Raw genomic sequence first — 18,484 nt, 5'->3', positions numbered from 1 at the left:
GCAACACCCCACAGTTAATAAAGAGCTGGCAACTTTTAGCGATTGCCAGGCCTTTGCTATTTTTTATAAGGGGCCAGAACATATTGGGTTTTAACGCTGATGATCTGCGCGATTTTGACAAAAACTACCTTGGGGACGTCGATTTTATGGTCCGTAAGCGGAACCTCAAAGTCAGAACTGATCGTGATTTTACCTCCTTCGATTTTCATCTTACCGGTGATCGTCCGCTCTTTGGTTACTCCATGTACCGTAAATTTTCCGGTCGCCGCCACGTCATACTGACCGTTTTTGGTATAATCGGGTGCCTTATCGACCTTTCCGGCAAAGGTAGCCGTCGGATATTTTTCCGATTCTATGTAGTTCTCATTGAAATGTTCCTGCATCAGTTTATTGGGAAAAACAAAGTCGCGCATGTTCATCCGGATCGCTATCTCATTGTTGGCCGTGTTCAGGATCACCTGCGACTTTTTATTCTCCGCTTCGATATTTTCCAAAGGTGTCGACGCCGAGAACTTCGTATTACCGCCGGATGTGGCGAACATTTGTGCAAAAGCGGTCCCGGAAAGCATGGCGGTACTGAACATGACCAGGCAGGTCACGCGAAATAAATGCAGTTTCATAGTTGGATCAGTTTGGCTGCTTCTTGTTCTTCTTGTCAAAGCTGAATGTACGGGATATGTTGAACCCGTAATGGATATCCCCTTTGCCCCAGCTTCCGGTCGTTTCGCCGATAAACTGTTTCTCGATCATGCCAAGGGAATTGGTAAAATGGAGTTGGAAAACATGGCCTCCCGTTTCGATATCCACACCAAAGGACATGGAATCGTGATAAGGTGCCGTAACCGTGTTCTTTTCGCGAGCCGTGTAAAAGTACTCACCATTCAGCGAAACGCGTTTCGAAAGCTTGAACCGGCCGCCGATGCCCAGGGCCAGCACAACTTTTTCATCTCCCGTTACGTCAGGCATCGTGCGATACAGGTAGGTAGGAGACAATTGGAGTGACAACCGCTCTCCGAACTTACGTGCCACAAGCACCTGCGCCGTGTAATACAACTTGTCCTGAAACTCGCGCTCCTTATCCACCGTCGCCACGCCCGTTCCACCGAACAGCGTAATCGACACCGGGATATTTCTCGCTCCGGAGGTTTGTTTCAGCAATTTATATTTGGCGAAAAAATCATACACTTTCTGTGACGTGCTGCGGCCGACCCCTATTTCCAGATCGTCGGTAAGCCCGTATTCGAAGCCGAGGCGCATCGTTGCCTGGTCGAGTCCGAAGAACTGGTAAGCGCCCGAATTCAGCTTCCCGAAACGGTGCGAGATCCGGAAATCGAGGTGCTTTTTCTTCATTGTTTCTACTGACTGACCATTCACGACGCGCGTCGATTTAAAAGTGGCGGATACCGGAATGGTATGGGCGCTGTCTTGTTTCGACAGCTCATTCAGCAAATCATCTTGCGCATATAAAACTGTTGACGAGCACATCAACATCGCGAGTAGGCGGAGTACTTTCATGGTCAATGCGGATTAAGCTTTCACTGTTAATGTGTTTCCATCAGCGGAAACGGTTACGGTATACGTTTGCAGGGGTAATGTCGCAGGACCTTCTTTTACAGCTCCTGCTATGGTGAACTGAGAGCCATGCGTCTGGCAAAAAAAGTCATTGGACTGGGAGCGGTAGGCTACCGGATTTCCCTCGTGGGTACATTTCCTGCTCAGGGCTACGTAGCTGCCTGTCGTGGTCATCGCCACCAACACATCGCCCGCAATGATGGAACCGCCTGCCGTTTTCAGCTTCGTATTGTTTGAATTGGTCATATCAACTGTGAAATTGATTGCGCTGCCGGTAGTCGTGCCCGATATCCCGCTACCGCTTCCCGGATTCGGATCGGGATCCGGAGTTGGATCGTCGTCCTTGGAACCACAGGCCGTCATGGTCGTTCCAAGGCAATAGAATGCCATTAACGTTGAGGTACTCAGCCCGAGGCTTCTCAAAAACTCGCCTCTTTTCATCTGGTCTTTTTTCATTGTGTCCATGGGAATAATAAATTGATTAGTAGATATAATTCAATGCTAGTGTGAGTATAGTCTCACTTGAAAACAGGGGTATATCGCACTGACAGCCAGAGGCCAGTCGTGATGAGATTCACGTTTCCGTAACCGACGCGTTTTAGCGGTACTCTGATAGATGGTTCGGCAAGCAGGGATAGCTTACGGGATATCCGATATTCGTAACCGGCCGAGACATTGGCGTGACTGAACCAATACCAGCCTGTTTCTCCATTCCATTCCGGATATTTGATGGCGTTAGGGTCGTTCGGATTTACGTAATTATATTTATACCTCTCGCTATTCATATGATAGGATGAGAAGCCCGCGCCTGCAAACCAGCGCGAGCGCTGTCCCGATGAAATATCATATCTCAAATTGATCGGTATTTCGAGTACTTTGCAGACGCCATCAATACTAGTCATTTCCGGCAGATATACATACGGAGTTTTGGGTAATTTATACTCATCAAAAAGGGCAAAATAGTCCTTTCTGCTCCAAACGGCACCACTTTGCACATACAATCTCTTCAAAATCGAATACTCTACCAACAGCGAAACCGAGGTTCCCGGCTTGGAAAAATTTTTCAACCCTACTGTGCTCAAATCCGGCGAGTAACCAAACCTGACTGCCATCAACGGCTGGTCGTCTGCGGACAATGGTGATTTCTCAGGCTTCCGCGGCTCGGGAAGCTCTTGCACCGGATTAGAAATATCCGGCAGCAACAACACATTCCATTTCAGCAACTTACCGTTCAATGCGGATGCCGAAATTAATGTCCGGGCCGGTTCGACAGGCTGCGTCACCGCTTCGCTCAACAGGGCTTTTCCACTCCCGGGGGTGGTTACCACGTCTTTCACTATCACATCACCATTACCCGGCCGGTCGCCATCAGCGCTTTTTGAGGATTTATTATTTTCCTTCAAACCGGCCGCCTTCGCGAGGGGCGTTTCCCTGCGCGGTGTTTTCGAAATAATAGAAAGAGCCCCGTCGCCTCCTTCCCTCTTTGAGCGGTTAGGCTCTAAGTACACTCCGCCTGCCTTAGATCGGCTCCGGGGCAATAATCGACTGCCGGTCTTACGGGCAGCACTTAACACTGATTCCGAGGAAGATTTCGTAATTTCTTCGTCGCTGATTTTTAGTTTGCTTTCGGCATTTTGCTCTTTGCCGCCGATGTGTTTCTTTTTCTCAGAAATACTTTCTGCTTTGGTCTTCTCAGGAATTGCCGCGTCGGACTCAACCATCTTTTCCGCGCTTACGGCTGCTGCATCCCTTCCACCGTTGCCTGCTTCATCGACCTTCGGCGAAACACTGGTCTGTTCCATCACAGTCTGCCTTTTCTGACCGTCTGGCCAGAAATACAGCGCCAGGCCCGCCGGGATCAGAAGCGCCAGCACACCCAAAGGCCACCATCTGCGCCACCACGCACCGGGGGTTTTCCCGTCCTGCTGGTCGAGTCGTTTACTCAATTCATTCCAATCTTCGGGATCGAATGTCGGATCAAGCTCTTCTGATGACTTTCTGAAGAGCTTATCCAGTTCGTCATCTGGTAACTCTATCATAATCGTCAATATTAATCTTGGATAACATTTCTCTTAACTTTTCCCTTGCACGCGACAAATTGGATTTTGACGCCCCAACCGAAATACTCAGCTGTTCTGCAATTTCTTCGTGCGTGTAACCGTCGATCACCGACAAACTGAAAACAAGACGGTATGCCGGGGTCAGTCGCTGGATCAGTCCGACCAACTCTTCGTGGGAAAGCTTGCTGATCACCGTCTCGTCGACGGATACCTGCTCAGCTACTTCCACGTCATCAAAAACATCTCTGCGAACTTCCTGCCTGTAATGATCGAGGGCTGTATTAATCATGATTCTGCTCAACCAGGTTTTAAATGGACGGTTCATATCGAAACTGTCCAGCTTCGTGAAAACCTTCAAGAATCCATCGTTGAGTATTTCCTTGGCTTCGTCCTTGCTGCGTGTATAGCGAAAACAAATGCTCATAGCATAGCCGTAAAACTGTTTATACAACAGCTCCTGACTGCGGCGGTTTTTCTGTAAACAGCCGTCGAGTAGTTCTTGAAGAACGGCGGAGTTATACTCGGGCATGCTATTTGCTTTTTTCAACTGATACGTCGAAACCCAAATCAGGGTTGCCTGCGGGTTGCAAGTTTTTTCAATTATCGATTAACCAACTGATAATGTGATTAAAATAATACGCATTTCTAAACTATTTCTTCCAGCGAAATTATGTCAGTTCAAGTTTTTTTCACCAATTTGTAAAAAAGGCCAGCCAATGCTCAATCCGGGACATCGATCCTTGTCCGGACCGACATTCGTGGGAATTTCTGATCTCAATCTGCTCGACAAAAGCCGAACATCATTACCATCGAAATGTGTCACTCCGGATTTGCGCATGACTGCCTTGTACCTGTCGTTTACAGTTTCTTCCAGTGCACATTTTAAATAGCTGATGGAACAAAAGCAACGATTATTTGAACTGGATTCGCTTCGGGGATTGGCCTCGTTAAGCGTCGTTCTTTTTCATTTTACAATCAATGGAAACAAAGGGCAACTCGGCTGGGAATTCAGTTCCGGCGTGACCGGGGTAGATATTTTTTTCATGATCAGCGGGTTTGTTATTTGCCTAACCGCAAATCGTGTCAAAAAATGGCAGGATTTTGTATTGTTCCGTTTTGCACGCCTGTACCCTGCATACTGGTCCTGTTTGCTCATTACGGCAACCGTTATGTACTACTCCGAACCCGGGCAATTAACCTTTCCGCAGTTTGCCGCGAACGTTACAATGTTTCCCACCTTCTTTGGTATCGAAAATCTCGACGGTTCATACTGGACATTGCTGGTAGAGCTGGTTTTCTATTTCTGGATTCTGGTCCTGCTACTTACCGGAATACTGAGAAATATTGTCCAAATTGGCTTCGTAACCATTCTCGCATTACTCCCCTTTCACTTCTTTTCCCCTTATTACCGCGATTTTTATCATTTCATCAGCATTAAGATACAGCTTATCAATCACTTCCCATTGTTCTTTTCGGGGATTCTTTTCTTTCAGCTGAGCAAGGGTGACCATGTAGGCCGCAATCTGGCACTGCTGCTTTTCAGTCTGCTGTCTTCCTTTTACTTGCACGACAAAGGAGGCCGGGCAATGCACCATATCTCCTTCGTCCAGCATTGCACACTGATCACCCTCTTTCATTTGACCTTCGCCATGCTGGTTACCGGAAAGCTGGGTTTTCTCAAGTATTCGCCATTGATTTTCCTGGGCAAGATCTCCTATTGCCTCTACCTCATCCACCAATACGTCGGCACCCAGCTGATACGCACCTTTACAGAGTCATTGCAAATGAATGTTTACGCCGCACTGCTGATCACTATCTGCATTTGCATTGCGGTGGCTTCGTCGGTAACATTCCTGATTGAAGTTCCGGCGAATGCAATGATCCGTAAATGGTATGCCGCTGCCGACGACCGGCATTTTGGCCGACAAAATGACGAAATAGCCGTCCGCTGAAAAAATGAAGGTTCCGGGCGCCACGGGTTGTAAACTTGGCGGCATTTTGGGTCATAAGTGCTTTTTGAATAATTCCTTACTTTTGCACCCTAATTGTCATATGTTTATATGGCCCGGGTCAACAAACTTGTGGCGCACCGATAGAATCTAATGGCCAACGATGAAAATAGCAATGGGTTACCCTCTCCTTTTGCAGTAAGGAAAATCAAATGGGACGGGTTGAAAATTACCTTTCACCTGTTAAGCTACCTCAGGCCTTACCGGGGAACGTTTATTGCCGGAATGGTTTTTCTGGCCCTTTCGACCGGCACCTCACTCGCATTTCCCAAGCTGGTAGGAAGCATTATAGAAGTGATCGAAGGAAAATCGAAATTCACGATAAATCAGATCACACTGTTTCTCTTTCTTATAATAGTCTGCCAGGCTGTTTTTTCGTATTTCAGAATCTACCTTTTTTCCCAGGTCAGCGAAAAAGCGGTTAACAATATCCGGTTGGACGTATTCAGCAAGATCATCACATTACCCATTCCCTATCTCGAAGAACACCGGGTGGGAGAACTCACAAGCCGGATCACCTCCGACGTCTCCCAGTTGCAGGGGTTACTTTCATTCACATTAGCTGAGGTATTCCGACAGTTCGCGACATTGATCGTCGGTATGTCCATTCTTTTTTATACCTCCTGGAAGCTCACCCTGTTCATGCTCGCTACCTTCCCGGTGCTGGTGATCGCATCGGTGTTTTTTGGAAGACATACGCGTCGGCTCGGCCGCAAAGCTCAGGACCAACTTGCCGCTGCCAATGTTGTAGTGGAAGAAACACTCCAGTCTGTCAATGTGGTAAAGGCATTTACCAACGAACCGCTGGAAATCAACCGGTACAGGACTATTCTGGGCCGTGTGGTTGATTTGTCGTTATATGCGGCCCGTTTCCGCGGTGGTTTCGCGTCCTTCATCATATTTGCATTGTTCGGTGGCATTGTTGGCGTAATCTGGTATGGTGCGGCGCTGGTGCAGGCCGGCGAGTTCGGCCTTTCCGACTTATTCACGTTCATACTTTACACTACTTTCATCGGAGCTTCCATCAGCGGGATGGGAGATTTATATGCGCAGATCAACCGGACCGTCGGAGCTTCGGAACGTATTTTTGAAATTCTGGAAGAAACGCCGGAAGTATCAGCCGAAGAGGCCCAAAATGCAGTTCCCAGCAATATCGAGGGGCATGTTACTTATCAGAACGTGCGTTTCGCTTATCCTTCACGTCCGGATCTGCCCGTTTTGAAAGGAGTTTCTTTTGATATCAGGGCCGGAGAAAAAATTGCATTGGTAGGTTATTCCGGCGCCGGGAAATCCACGATCGTCCAGCTGCTGATGCGTTTTTACGATTACCAATCAGGGGAAATCCTGGTCGAGGGTAAACCTGTGAGGGATTACGGCATTTCTGAACTGCGCAAGAATATCGCCGTCGTTCCGCAGGAGGTTATGCTCTTTGGCGGAACGATCTACGAAAATATCGCCTACGGAAAACCTTCGGCTTCGCGTGAGGAAATCATCGATGCGGCCAGGAGAGCCCACGCGCTTGAATTCATCGATTCTTTCCCCGAACGGTTTGAGACGATCGTCGGTGAGCGGGGTATTAAGCTGTCGGGTGGGCAACGCCAGCGCATTGCCATCGCCAGGGCTATTCTCAAAGATCCAAAGATCCTTATCCTCGACGAAGCTACCAGCTCCCTGGATGCTGAATCGGAAAAACTGGTCCAGATTGCATTGGACGAGCTGATGAAAAATCGTACTACGATCGTCATCGCCCATAGGTTGGCAACCATCCGGAAAGTGGATATGATTTATGTGCTCCGCGAAGGCCGGATTGCCGAGTCGGGCACCCACCAGCAGTTAAATGCCATATCCGATGGCCTGTATGCCAATCTGATCAAACTACAATTCGAAACCGCTGAAAACCTTTCATGAAAAATAGCATCGATCTGAATAAACCTGCTTCACGGGTGTTTTTCGAAACCGAACTCGAAAAAGCCGGGATAGCAGAGAAACGGGAACATGAAAGATTTAAAAACATTGCGATCGGGCGGTTGGCAGCATTCGCCGGGATGATCGCACTAACGGTGGCGTGGAGCAAAACCCATCAGTCTTTCTGGGGCATTGGCATTCTGGCACTTTTGGTAGTCTTCCTCGTTTTAATGCGAAAACAACAGGAAGCCAGGCAAAAGCGCGATTTTCAAAAGAACCTACAGACTATCAATGACGACGAACTAGGCCGGCTTAATCTGCTGTTCAAAAGAACCGATACCGGTCTGACATTTCAGGAAAAAGATCATGCATATGCTGCCGACCTCGATATTTTCGGAGAATATTCTCTTTTCAAACTTCTGAACCGCACCCGTACAGCGGAAGGCGGCAGAAGGCTGGCCAATTGGCTTAAAAATCCGGCGGAACCCGGGGAAGTGCTGCAAAGACAGCAGGCCACTACTGATTTTGGCAAATATCCCGAACTGATCCAATCCTGGGAAGCTACGGCCCTGCTGCATGAACACGCCGCACAACACGTAGGTGAATTTCAATCCTGGTCCAGAAGTATCCTGCCACCCGAACTGACCCGTGCGCTCCGCTGGCGATGGTATCCTGTAATTACCCTTGTAACGGGCATATTGTACCTTGCAAACCTTGTACCGGGTTTTGTTGTGCCGATCAGCCTCGCGGTACATCTATTAATTCTGTCCCGTTTTGCGGAGACGGTAAAAGTCCTGGCCAACAGAACTACTTCCATGGGCCACACACTCACAGCCTATTCCGAATTGTTGAAAAGTGCCGAAACCGCTCCGTACCGATCGTCCTGGTGGTTGGCGAGAAAAGCACAAATTACCGGGTCATCGGTCGCATTGGCACGGGTAGGAAAGTTATTTGAAAAGCTCGACTACCGCAACAATCCCTATTTTGCAGTTTTCGTGGGTATTCCTACTCTTTGGGATATTCACTGCCTGGCTGGGCTGGAAGAATGGAAAACCGCCAATCAAGACAAGCTCATACAATGGCTCGATGTACTGGCAGATGCCGAAGCCATGAACAGTCTGGCCGGGCACGCCTTCGCAAACCCCGGCTATGTTTTGCCCAATGTTACGTCGGTTACCGAAGTAGAGATTGCGGCAACGGAAATGGGCCATCCGCTGATCCCGGCCGCCAAAAGGGTGAACAACAGTTTCGCCATGCAGGGCACAGGCCATACGATCCTGGTGACCGGTTCGAATATGTCGGGTAAAAGCACCTTTTTACGTACCATCGGGCTGAACCTGGTCTTGGCGCAAACGGGAGCGGTGGTAAGCGCAGGCAGTTTCACTTGCTCGCCTACGCGCGTATTCAGTAGCATGCGTACGCAGGACTCGCTGGAAGAAAGCACATCTTCGTTCTATGCGGAGCTTAAAAGGCTGCGGAAGTTGCTCGAACTAGCCGATGAACAAGCCGAAACATCGGTTTTCTACCTGCTCGACGAAATTTTGAAGGGCACTAATTCCGTCGACCGCCACAAGGGTGCAGAAGCGCTTATTCGTCAGCTGCACACCAAAAAAGCATCCGGAATGGTCTCCACCCACGACCTCGAACTCGGCGAATGGGGCGCGACCGAATCCTATATCCACAACTTCCATTTCCGTTCGGATGTGGAAGACGGCCGGCTGCATTTCGACTATCGCTTGCACGAAGGTATATGCCGAAGCTTCAATGCATCAGAGCTCATGCGGATGATGGGCATTGCCATTGGGCCGGACAAAGGCCCTCTCGCTCACTCCTGACCTCATTTTTACGGTTGTGAAAGGATTTGCGTAACTTTACCGTTTACATTTACGTTTCAACAATGATCCGGCGACGGAGGTCGAACTTTAGATTTTAACAATTAACCCGTAACGATTACAAAACCTGAATGGAATTACAGAAAGCATTAGAAATACTGATCATGGCAGGACAGCTCATCCTGGGCCTGTCGATCCTGGTGGGGTTACATGAGTGGGGCCACATGGCTGCCGCAAAATTGTTCGGAATGAGGGTAGAGAAATACTTTATAGGCTTTCCTCCTAAAATATTCAGTTTTCAGAAAGGCGAAACCGAGTACGGTATCGGAGCTATTCCCCTCGGAGGTTTTGTGAAAATTTCCGGCATGATCGATGAATCGATGGATATAGCGACGATCAGCCAAGAACCTCAGCCCTGGGAATTCCGGTCCAAGCCGGCCTGGCAGCGACTGGTCGTGATGCTCGGCGGGATCATCGTCAATGTCGTCGTAGGCATCATCATCTTCATCGCCATTGCATATAACGAAGGCGAGAAGTTTCTTTCAAGCAGCGAAGTCAATAGATATGGTATCGTGGCAGGGGAACTGGCACAGGAAATAGGATTGAAAACCGGTGATAAGATCATTCGCGTTAACGGAAAACCATTTGAAGATTTCAGCGAGGCCGTCGGTTCCGACGTCTTCCTGGGAAGCAATAGTTCTTATACGGTAAGCCGTAACGGTCAGGAAGTGGAAATCGACATTCCAAACAATTTTATCGAAAAACTTTCCGATCCGGACGAAAAAAGGAACTTCATCCGCCCACAGGAACCGTTCATAATCGGAGAGCTGATCCCCGGAATGCCTGCGCAAAAGGCGGGGTTGGAAGCTGGTGACAAAGTGGTATCGATCAATGGAAAACCTATTCATTTCTTCCACGAACTTCAGGCGGAGCTGGAAGTGCTGAAAGGCAAACCAGCAGTACTTGTTGTTCAGCGCGGAAACGCCCGGAAGAACCTCGATATCCAGGTGAGCGAAGAAGGTACATTGGGCTTTTATCCTGAAAGTCTGCTCCATTTTACTACGGTTGAGTATACATTGGGACAGGCCGCAGCAGTGGGTACCGAGAATGCTTTCGCCGTTGTGTATAATAACATCAAAGGCTTTGGAAAGATATTCCGCGGTGAAGTTTCTGCGTCCAAAGCACTGAGTGGGCCAATCGGCATTGCCCGAATGTTTGGCGGTGTGTGGGACTGGGGTCGTTTCTGGTACCTGACAGGCCTCCTTTCGATGGTACTGGCATTCATGAATGCACTCCCCATTCCGGCACTTGACGGCGGGCATGCCGTAATTCTTTCCTATGAGATTATTTCCGGCCGCAAGCCTTCTGATAAATTTCTCGAAAACGCACAAAAAGTCGGAATGGTACTGCTATTGGGACTAATGGCTTTTGCGATTTTCAACGACGTCTGGAAAGCTGTATTTTAATGAAAGTGGAAATGGAAGAAAGGAGAAAGGTGAAAGGCGGGAATGGGGTTACGAGATCATTGAAGTCATTACGCTTCCTATCGTCCTCCATTCTCCCTTTCCTCCTTCTTCCCCTCCTTTTCTTCTCATTCAAACCGAAACACGACTACCACGTTTCGGTAACCCAAATGCAATACAATCCTGCATCCAAATCCTTTGAAGTAAGTATCCGGATTTTTACTGACGACCTTGAAAAAGGTTTATCCCAAAGCCATTCCAAACAGCGGTTTGTAATTAAAGACAATGATCAAAACGATGCGATTATTGAAGAATATATTCGCAAATCATTTGTTTTGACAGATAGTCAGAAAAAAGCATCTCCTATCAAATACATCGGAAAAGAACAGGAGGAAGACGCTACCTGGGTTTATCTTGAAGTCCCTATTCAGGGCTCTCTGAACGGTTACAGACTTTTGAACGTTACGCTCATGGAAGTTTTTGATGATCAAGTCAATATGACAAACATCAAGTATTCTTCCGAAAAAAAGACGTTTTTATTTAAAAAAGGAATGACCTCCCACCTGTTGTAATTGGTTAAGACCGTTTGTAAAACTGCCTGACATAATGCGTGGTGGCACGGCTATTTTGTTTTATAATGCCTTTCTTTTGAAAGTCATTATTTATATATTGGGAAAAGATTATCTGTCAATTTGACAGAATGCCTATGAAATTTGAACCTTCTGATCTATATAGCCGACTGCTGATGTCCGACTCGGACATGGACAGTCTTGAAATCGTTCCTCTTGGCGGCCCCGACGGTTCTGACGAACCTTTTGAACTTCCCAATGAATTAGCGATACTGCCTATCAGGCAAACAGTACTCTTCCCCGGAATGGTCATCCCCGTGACAGTGGTCCGGCAGAAAGCCATCCGTTTGGTCAAAAAGATCTACCGGAACTCCGACATCAATCAGCGTATTCTGGGAGCTGTAACGCAAGCCATTCCTAACAAGGAGGATCCTACTGCCGAAGATTTGTATAACGTCGGCACAGTTGCCCAGATCCTGAAAATGATTACACTGCCCGACGGTAACGTGACCATCATCGTTCAGGGGCGGCAACGTTTTGAGATCAAATCCATTGTAAACGAAGAACCCTACCTGACGGCAGAAGTGCGCCCGATCGAGGATTCATTTGTCGGACCAACCAAGAAAGAGGCAAAAGCATTACTGCAGTCGCTTCGTGATGGTGCGCATAAAATTATGCGGCTGAATCCCGAAATACCTCAAGAGGCGCGCATTGCATTGGATAACATCGAGAGCCCGATCTTTCTGATCCACTTTCTTTCGTCCAACATCAATGTCGAGATTGCAGACAAGCAGAAATTGCTGGAAGAGCGGAACGGGCACAGACAGGCCACGCTCCTTCTCCAGTACATGATGCGTGAGATCGAAATGCTGGAACTGAAGCGGGAAATCCAGACCAAAGCCAGTTCCGATATCGACCAGCAGCAGCGCGATTATTTTCTGCGCCAGCAGATCAAAGTGTTGCATGACGAACTCGGAATGGATAGCCCTGAGCGCGATCTGGATGAGATCCGTCTTAAAGCCAGCCAGAAAAAATGGTCGGAGTCTATCAAAACCCATTTTGATAAAGAACTTACGAAACTTCAGCGCATCAACCCGATGGCGCCGGAATATCCGGTTACCATGAACTACCTGGAAACACTGGTAGATCTGCCCTGGGGACAATATACCAAGGATAATTTCGATCTGGTCAGAGCACAAAAAATCCTCGATGCCGATCACTTCGGACTGGAAAAAGTGAAGGAACGCATTATCGAATACCTCGCGGTCCTGAAACTGAAAGGAAACCTGAAAGCTCCGATTCTTTGCCTGTATGGCCCTCCGGGGGTTGGAAAAACTTCTCTGGGTAAATCCATCGCAAAAGCATTGAACCGTGAATACATCCGCATGGCACTGGGCGGTGTGCATGATGAGGCTGAGATACGCGGCCATCGAAAAACTTACATCGGCGCTATGCCGGGTAAAATAATTCAGAACATCAAAAAAGCAGGGTCAGCCAATCCTGTGTTCATTCTCGATGAGATCGACAAAGTGAGCTCTGACTACCGTGGAGATCCTTCTTCTGCGTTACTGGAAGTACTCGATCCTGAGCAGAACTCGTCTTTTACCGATAACTATCTGGAAGTAGAGTACGACCTGTCGAAAGTACTTTTCGTAGCTACCGCCAATTCGCTCGATACGATTCACCCTGCATTGCGTGACCGGATGGAAATTATTGAAATGACCGGTTACACGATCGAAGAAAAGCTTCAGATCGCCAAACGATACCTGGTTCCGAAGCAGCGCAAGGATCACGGACTGAAAGCGACTGATATAAAAGTGGATGATTCCGCATTGCTGAAAGTGATTGAAGGCTATACCCGTGAATCGGGAGTGCGTAACCTGGAACAGAAAGTAGGAACCGTGGTCCGGAAAATTGCCAAATCGGTAGCCATGGAACAAGACTACCCTAAGACGGTCAAAGCCGAACTGGTAGAAAAATACCTTGGCGCGGAGATTTTTGATAAAGACCTCTACCAGGATAATGATTTTGCCGGCGTAGTAACCGGTCTGGCGTGGACATCCGTTGGAGGAGAAATCCTTTTTATCGAAACCAGCCTGAGCCGCGGAAAAGGCGGACTTACATTGTCGGGACAGCTTGGCGATGTCATGAAAGAATCGGCAGTAGCCGCGTTATCCTACCTGAAAGCCAATGCGGACAGGCTGGGAATCGACTATCGCATTTTCAATCATTACGACCTCCACGTACATGTGCCAGCCGGCGCGGTGCCCAAAGACGGACCGTCCGCAGGCGTTACGATGGTGACTTCAATGGCGTCCATTTTTACGCAGCGCAAAGTGAAGCCGTTCCTCGCAATGACCGGAGAAATTACGCTCCGCGGCAAAGTACTTCCCGTCGGCGGTGTTAAGGAAAAAATTCTCGCTGCACGCCGCGCAGGAGTAAAGGAAATCATTCTGTGTGTCAAAAACCGCAAGGATGTGGAGGAAGTACCAGCCAACTATATAGCCGACCTGACATTCCATTATGTGGATCAGATCGATGAGGTGTTGGCGATCGCTTTGCTTCCAGAAAAAGTAAAAAATGCGACCAATTTCGTTTTCCCTGACGAGAAAAAAGAAAAAGAAGAAACCGGTTATGCCCAATTAAGCGTGTAACAGACAGCTGACATATAGAAAACAGGGTGCTCAAAAGGTGCCCTGTTTTGTTTAGGGGTTACCGATTCAAAAGGCCGTCATACCCACGAACCTATTATCTACTAAAATGGCATTACCGCAGCTTTCCCCTCAACTACTGGATCAGCGACCCGATCTGCTTCCTGATCATCGGCAACTCCTTGCTTTACCCGAAAAGATCATTCAATTCGGTACCGGGGTGCTGTTACGCGGCCTACCCGACTATTTTGTGAATAAAGCGAACCAGCGGGGTGTTTTCAACGGCCGGATCGTCGTGGTAAAATCTACCGCCAGCGGTGGGACGGATGCCTTTAGTGAACAGGACAATATATTTTCGCATAGCATACGCGGTATCGAAAACGGGCAACAGGTAGACGATGCGGTGATCAACACCAGCATTAGCCGAACCCTTTCCGCCGCCAGCCACTGGGCCGACATATTACAATGTGCGCACAATCCCGAACTTAAAATCGCGATATCGAATACAACTGAAGTAGGAATTCAGCTCACTGATGACAATATTTTTGCCAGCCCACCGGCATCATTCCCTGGCAAACTGACAGCCTATCTCCACGAGCGCTTCAAGGCGTTCAATGGTGCCGCGGAATCTGGGATGGTGGTAGTACCCACGGAGCTGATCGTCGGTAATGGCCCTAAACTGAAAGCAATCATCGTGGAGCAGGCAAAAAGGCATAATCTCGGAGAAGCGTTTTTGCAATGGCTGGATAACCACAATCATTTCTGCAGTTCCCTGGTGGACCGCATCGTGCCGGGTAAACCCGACGCGGAAACGATTGCATCACTTTCCGATAAACAGGGTTTCAGAGACGATCTGCTGATCGTGTCCGAGGTGTACCGTCTCTGGGCCATTGAGGGCGGCGACCACGTAAAAAGCATTCTAAGCTTTGCAAAAGCCGACTCCGGAGTGGTGATCGAACCCAACATAGATCTCTACCGTGAGTTGAAATTGCGGCTTCTAAATGGTACGCACACCCTCGCTTCGGGCCTATGCTACCTACACGGACTTGATACTGTACGTGAAAGTATGGAGCATCCGGAAACAGCGAAATTCATCGCCGATATTATGCTCCGGGAACTTGCACCCGCCATTCCATATGATGTGGAGGCCGATCGCGCGCAGGCATTCGGACAGCAGGTACTGGACCGTTTCAGGAACCCGTTTATCCGCCATCAATTGATCGACATTACAGTGCAGTACACGGCGAAAATGAAAATGCGCAATATTCCGACATTACTGAGCCATTATGAAAAATCGGATCAGGCTCCTGCCTTGTTTGCACAGGGTTTTGCTGCATTCCTGAAATTCATGAAGCCTGTCGTGCACAAAGACGGAGCTTACTATGGTGAACGCGACGGCGTACAATATTCTATTCGTTGCGACTCTGCTGCCTACTTTGACGAGAAATGGCAAAACGCTGCATCACCCGCCGATCTGGCCGAACAGGTATTGAGCGACGCTACGTTGTGGGATACAGATCTCACCTTATTGCCAGGATTTGCCGACGCGGTGAAAGACCATATGTTGGAGACAGCCATTACAGCGGCTTCCAGGCCTTAATCTGCTTATAGAGCTCGGTTGCGGGAATTTCGTCCGAGCTGAAATAGATCTCATCCGTTTTTGTCTTGATAGACAGAAAAGGGTGGGATTTTTTATTGATATACAACTTAACGACCCTGCCGTCCTCAGTTTTGAAAGAACCCTTGGAATACTCGCCACCTGCAAATCCGTTAGCCCTGCTCGAAATGTTCGGCAGGCTGTCCGTCACGCTGAAGTGGGTCACATCATCGCGTGCTATTTTCATTCCATAAATACCTTTGATTTCCATCGCATTGTCGGTAAGAAATATCTCGCTGTTTTTCATACTTACAAAAAACATCGAGCCGACCCCTACTCCTACGAGTATCAGAATCGCCATCACCACGTAGGTTGCTGATCGCTGGCCACTCGTGCCCTTATAAAATCTGGCCCCCACAGCCACCATATACACGTAAGCCAGCAAGGGATAAAGCACCATAAATACCGTAGCCCAGTTTTCATTGATGCTGCTCAGAATCCAGAAGCCGACCAGCAGGGTAATACCCAGAAAGATGTGAAAACGATTGAAAAATTTAACGTAGGATATGATATCAATCTTTGCCCGGTCCGACTCGGACATCATGTTATACCCCGAAACCAGGTATTTGGCATTGCCGGGCGTTACAAGAAACCCAAGCGAAAGCAAAATCAGCGAAAGAACGATGGCGGCGGTAAACATAACTTGTCTCGGCTAATTGCCTTATAAGTTACAAACTTATCCGGAAAAAAGTCAATTGACTTTAACCTATTCAAATGCTTATATCTGAAAAAAAGCACATTATGATTCTCCCACTGAACATACCGGCACATCAGTTTTTCACTGAGGATGAATTAGTGGCGTTCAGCGTCGCCAATCCTGAGCTAATGGTGGAGAGAGATGAGTATGGGCAACTCTTCATCTGCAAGTCAACATGATCAAATGGATACAAAACGGTATGAGGCTTGCCTGGCTCGTTTGTCCGGACAGCCAGACAACCTACATTTATGAACCGGGCAAGCCTCCACTTGCAATGTATTTTAATGAAACGCTTTCAGGCGGAGAGGTACTTCTGCCATTTTCTGTGCGCCTGAGCGATATCCTGGAATATTAATCAGCCGTTCGCCCTGAACTCCTTAACAAGCGCAATGCTTTCTGCTACTTTCTGTTCAATCCAGGCATAGTTCCCTTCTGCGATCGCTTCCTTCGGGAATAGGTTTGAACCTAAGCCAACGGCATAAGCTCCTGCACCGAACCACTCGTTAATACTCTCCCGGGTAGGTTGCACACCACCTGTAACCATGATCTTGACCTTCGGCATTGGCCCGCGGATGGCTTTTACAAATGCGGAACCAACTACTTCGCCGGGGAACAATTTCACGACCTCAGCTCCGGCTTGCTGCGCGTTATAAATTTCAGTCAATGTGGAAACGCCTGGAATCCAGGGAATACCAGCTTTCAAACAAGCCTGCCCGACTTCCGGGTTCAGGCAGGGTGTTACAATAAAATCCGTTCCCGCATCAATGTACTTCTGCGCGGTTTCAGCGTCGTAAATCGTGCCGATTCCCAACGATAATCCCGGCAGGCTCTCTTTAATGTAAGAAAGCAGCTCGGTAAAAACATGATAGGCGTTCTCGCCACGGTTTGTAAATTCGAATGCGCGCGCGCCACCACGATAGCTGGCATTGATCACTTCTTTCGCAATCTCTATGTCGGCGTGATAAAAGAGAGGCAGGATACCCACCTCGTTTAAAAGTATGAGTGTTGTTTCTTTGTCCATAATGGTTGGCTGTTTAGCGTTTGATTCTTCCTGACGTTTCTCCCTGACGGATCGCCTCCACTTCGGCGACGGTGGAAATCAATGCGTCGCCTTCAATCGTATGTTTCAATGCGGAAGCGGCCACTCCGAATTCCAACGCTTTTTGTTGGTCATCGAAAGTAATCAGTCCGTGGATCAGTCCGGCTATGAATGCATCACCTCCGCCTACCCGGTCGATGATCGGGTTAATCTCGATATCTTCGGTTTCCAGAAGCTCCTTTCCGTTCCACAGAAAAGCGCGGAGCAGGTTATGCGATGCACTGATCGAAGTTCTTTTGGTATCCACAATCGTGCTGACCTGAGGGAATGCCTTCTGTAAATTGACGCAGGATTCAACGAAATCGTTTCCTTCAATGCCAAAAATCTCCGTGATGTTGATACTGTTCGCAATCACAACATCCGTCCCTGCAGTCAGTTCAGGAAGAATTTCGGACGGCTTTTTACCATATTTCCAAAGGTTGGCCCGATAGAAGATATCGCCCGACACGGTAATGCCGTATTTCCGGGCAGTTCTGATACCATCGAGCAACGCATCTGCGGCTTCCTGTGACAAAGCAGGCGTTATACCCGCCCAATGGAACCATTTCGCGTCTTTCAGGATGGTGTCCCAATCGAGTTCTTTGGGATCGATGGTAGCCAGTGATGAATTGGCTCGGTCGTAGACGATCTGGCTACCGCGGAGGGAAGCGCCGGTTTCGAGGAAGTAAACCGCCATTCTGGGGCCTCCATAAATGATATGCGAGACATCTACACCATGAAAATGCAGGTACTGAGCTGCTGCCCTTCCGATAGGCGAGTCAGGGAAACGGGTAACATGCGCCGTGCTATGTCCCCAATATGCCAGGGCTGTCGAAACATTCGCTTCGCCACCAGCATAAGTTACATTCATTTGACGGGCTTGTTCAAAACGGGAAAAACCAGGAGTGGATAGCCGCATGAGGACTTCTCCGAAGGAAACAATCTGAGCCATATTTTAAACTGTTGCCCGTTTGCCAAAGAATGATCTCCC

General features: G+C 48.4%; 16 protein-coding genes. 8 read left to right on the top strand and 8 right to left on the bottom strand.

Annotation, left to right across the window (positions count from 1 at the left end; genetic code table 11):
- Nucleotides 1–56: 56 nt before the first annotated feature.
- Genes BP71_RS31730 through BP71_RS31710 form a run of 5 tightly spaced genes read right to left on the bottom strand, consistent with a single transcriptional unit; the run spans nt 57 to nt 4,161 of the window.
- The gene (locus BP71_RS31730; RefSeq protein WP_496385651.1) at nt 57–620 is read right to left on the bottom strand and encodes a YceI family protein; all 564 of its coding nucleotides are present in this window, start codon (nt 618–620) and stop codon (nt 57–59) included.
- A 7-nt stretch (nt 621–627) separates the two neighbouring features.
- Nucleotides 628–1,515 (bottom strand): DUF5777 family beta-barrel protein, encoded by an 888-nt coding sequence (locus BP71_RS31725; RefSeq protein ID WP_496385650.1) that lies wholly within the window; start codon nt 1,513–1,515, stop codon nt 628–630.
- A 12-nt stretch (nt 1,516–1,527) separates the two neighbouring features.
- Entirely contained in the window at nt 1,528–2,037 is a 510-nt protein-coding gene (locus BP71_RS31720; protein WP_496385649.1) for a QcrA and Rieske domain-containing protein, read from the bottom strand.
- Nucleotides 2,038–2,090: 53 nt separating this feature from the next.
- Entirely contained in the window at nt 2,091–3,611 is a 1,521-nt protein-coding gene (locus BP71_RS31715; protein WP_496385648.1) for a porin family protein, read from the bottom strand.
- A complete protein-coding gene (locus BP71_RS31710; RefSeq protein WP_496385647.1) occupies nt 3,592–4,161 on the bottom strand; it encodes an RNA polymerase sigma factor in 570 nt (189 codons plus the stop codon). Before BP71_RS31710 ends, BP71_RS31715 begins: the two co-directional genes overlap by 20 nt.
- Nucleotides 4,162–4,525: 364 nt before the next feature.
- Here BP71_RS31710 and BP71_RS31705 point away from each other — a divergent pair, with 364 nt between their 5' ends.
- The 7 genes from BP71_RS31705 (at nt 4,526) to BP71_RS31675 (ending at nt 15,661) form a co-directional block, all read left to right on the top strand.
- Nucleotides 4,526–5,584 carry an acyltransferase family protein gene (locus tag BP71_RS31705; RefSeq protein ID WP_496385646.1) on the top strand — a complete coding sequence of 353 codons (1,059 nt, stop codon included), beginning with the start codon at nt 4,526–4,528 and terminating at the stop codon, nt 5,582–5,584.
- A gap of 150 nt (nt 5,585–5,734) precedes the next feature.
- Nucleotides 5,735–7,549 (top strand): ABC transporter ATP-binding protein, encoded by a 1,815-nt coding sequence (locus tag BP71_RS31700; RefSeq protein ID WP_496385645.1) that lies wholly within the window; start codon nt 5,735–5,737, stop codon nt 7,547–7,549.
- Nucleotides 7,546–9,381 carry a MutS-related protein gene (locus tag BP71_RS31695; RefSeq protein ID WP_496385644.1) on the top strand — a complete coding sequence of 612 codons (1,836 nt, stop codon included), beginning with the start codon at nt 7,546–7,548 and terminating at the stop codon, nt 9,379–9,381. The genes BP71_RS31700 and BP71_RS31695 overlap by 4 nt, the downstream gene beginning before the upstream one ends.
- Before the next feature lie 128 nt (nt 9,382–9,509).
- Nucleotides 9,510–10,844 carry an RIP metalloprotease RseP gene (gene rseP, locus BP71_RS31690; protein ID WP_496385643.1) on the top strand — a complete coding sequence of 445 codons (1,335 nt, stop codon included), beginning with the start codon at nt 9,510–9,512 and terminating at the stop codon, nt 10,842–10,844.
- 11 nt (nt 10,845–10,855) lie between these two features.
- The gene (locus BP71_RS31685) at nt 10,856–11,413 is read left to right on the top strand and encodes a DUF6702 family protein (RefSeq protein WP_496385642.1); all 558 of its coding nucleotides are present in this window, start codon (nt 10,856–10,858) and stop codon (nt 11,411–11,413) included.
- 134 nt (nt 11,414–11,547) lie between these two features.
- Entirely contained in the window at nt 11,548–14,064 is a 2,517-nt protein-coding gene (gene lon / locus BP71_RS31680) for an endopeptidase La (RefSeq protein ID WP_496385641.1), read from the top strand.
- A gap of 106 nt (nt 14,065–14,170) precedes the next feature.
- Nucleotides 14,171–15,661, top strand: a complete 1,491-nt coding sequence (locus BP71_RS31675) for a tagaturonate reductase (protein WP_496385640.1) — start codon at nt 14,171–14,173, stop codon at nt 15,659–15,661.
- Here BP71_RS31675 and BP71_RS31670 read toward each other — a convergent pair.
- The gene (locus BP71_RS31670) at nt 15,639–16,358 is read right to left on the bottom strand and encodes a DUF3784 domain-containing protein (RefSeq protein WP_496385639.1); all 720 of its coding nucleotides are present in this window, start codon (nt 16,356–16,358) and stop codon (nt 15,639–15,641) included. The genes BP71_RS31675 and BP71_RS31670 overlap by 23 nt on opposite strands.
- A 232-nt stretch (nt 16,359–16,590) precedes the next feature.
- Between BP71_RS31670 and BP71_RS31665 the strand changes: the two genes are divergently transcribed.
- Nucleotides 16,591–16,770, top strand: coding sequence for a hypothetical protein (locus tag BP71_RS31665; protein WP_496385638.1), 180 nt, complete (start codon nt 16,591–16,593; stop codon nt 16,768–16,770).
- Here the strand turns inward: BP71_RS31665 and BP71_RS31660 are convergent, their stop codons facing one another.
- Together BP71_RS31660 and BP71_RS31655 are read right to left on the bottom strand one after the other, a co-directional pair.
- Entirely contained in the window at nt 16,771–17,436 is a 666-nt protein-coding gene (locus BP71_RS31660) for a bifunctional 4-hydroxy-2-oxoglutarate aldolase/2-dehydro-3-deoxy-phosphogluconate aldolase (protein WP_496385637.1), read from the bottom strand.
- Nucleotides 17,437–17,449: 13 nt separating this feature from the next.
- Complete coding sequence (locus BP71_RS31655) at nt 17,450–18,445, bottom strand: PfkB family carbohydrate kinase (RefSeq protein ID WP_496385636.1); 996 nt, start codon at nt 18,443–18,445, stop codon at nt 17,450–17,452.
- Between the last annotated feature and the right edge of the window lie 39 nt (nt 18,446–18,484).

The sequence above is a fragment of the Dyadobacter ginsengisoli DSM 21015 genome (genome assembly GCF_059568735.1).
The sequence above is the reverse complement of the archived record's forward strand: the minus strand, read 5'-3'. Positions and strand labels throughout refer to the sequence as shown.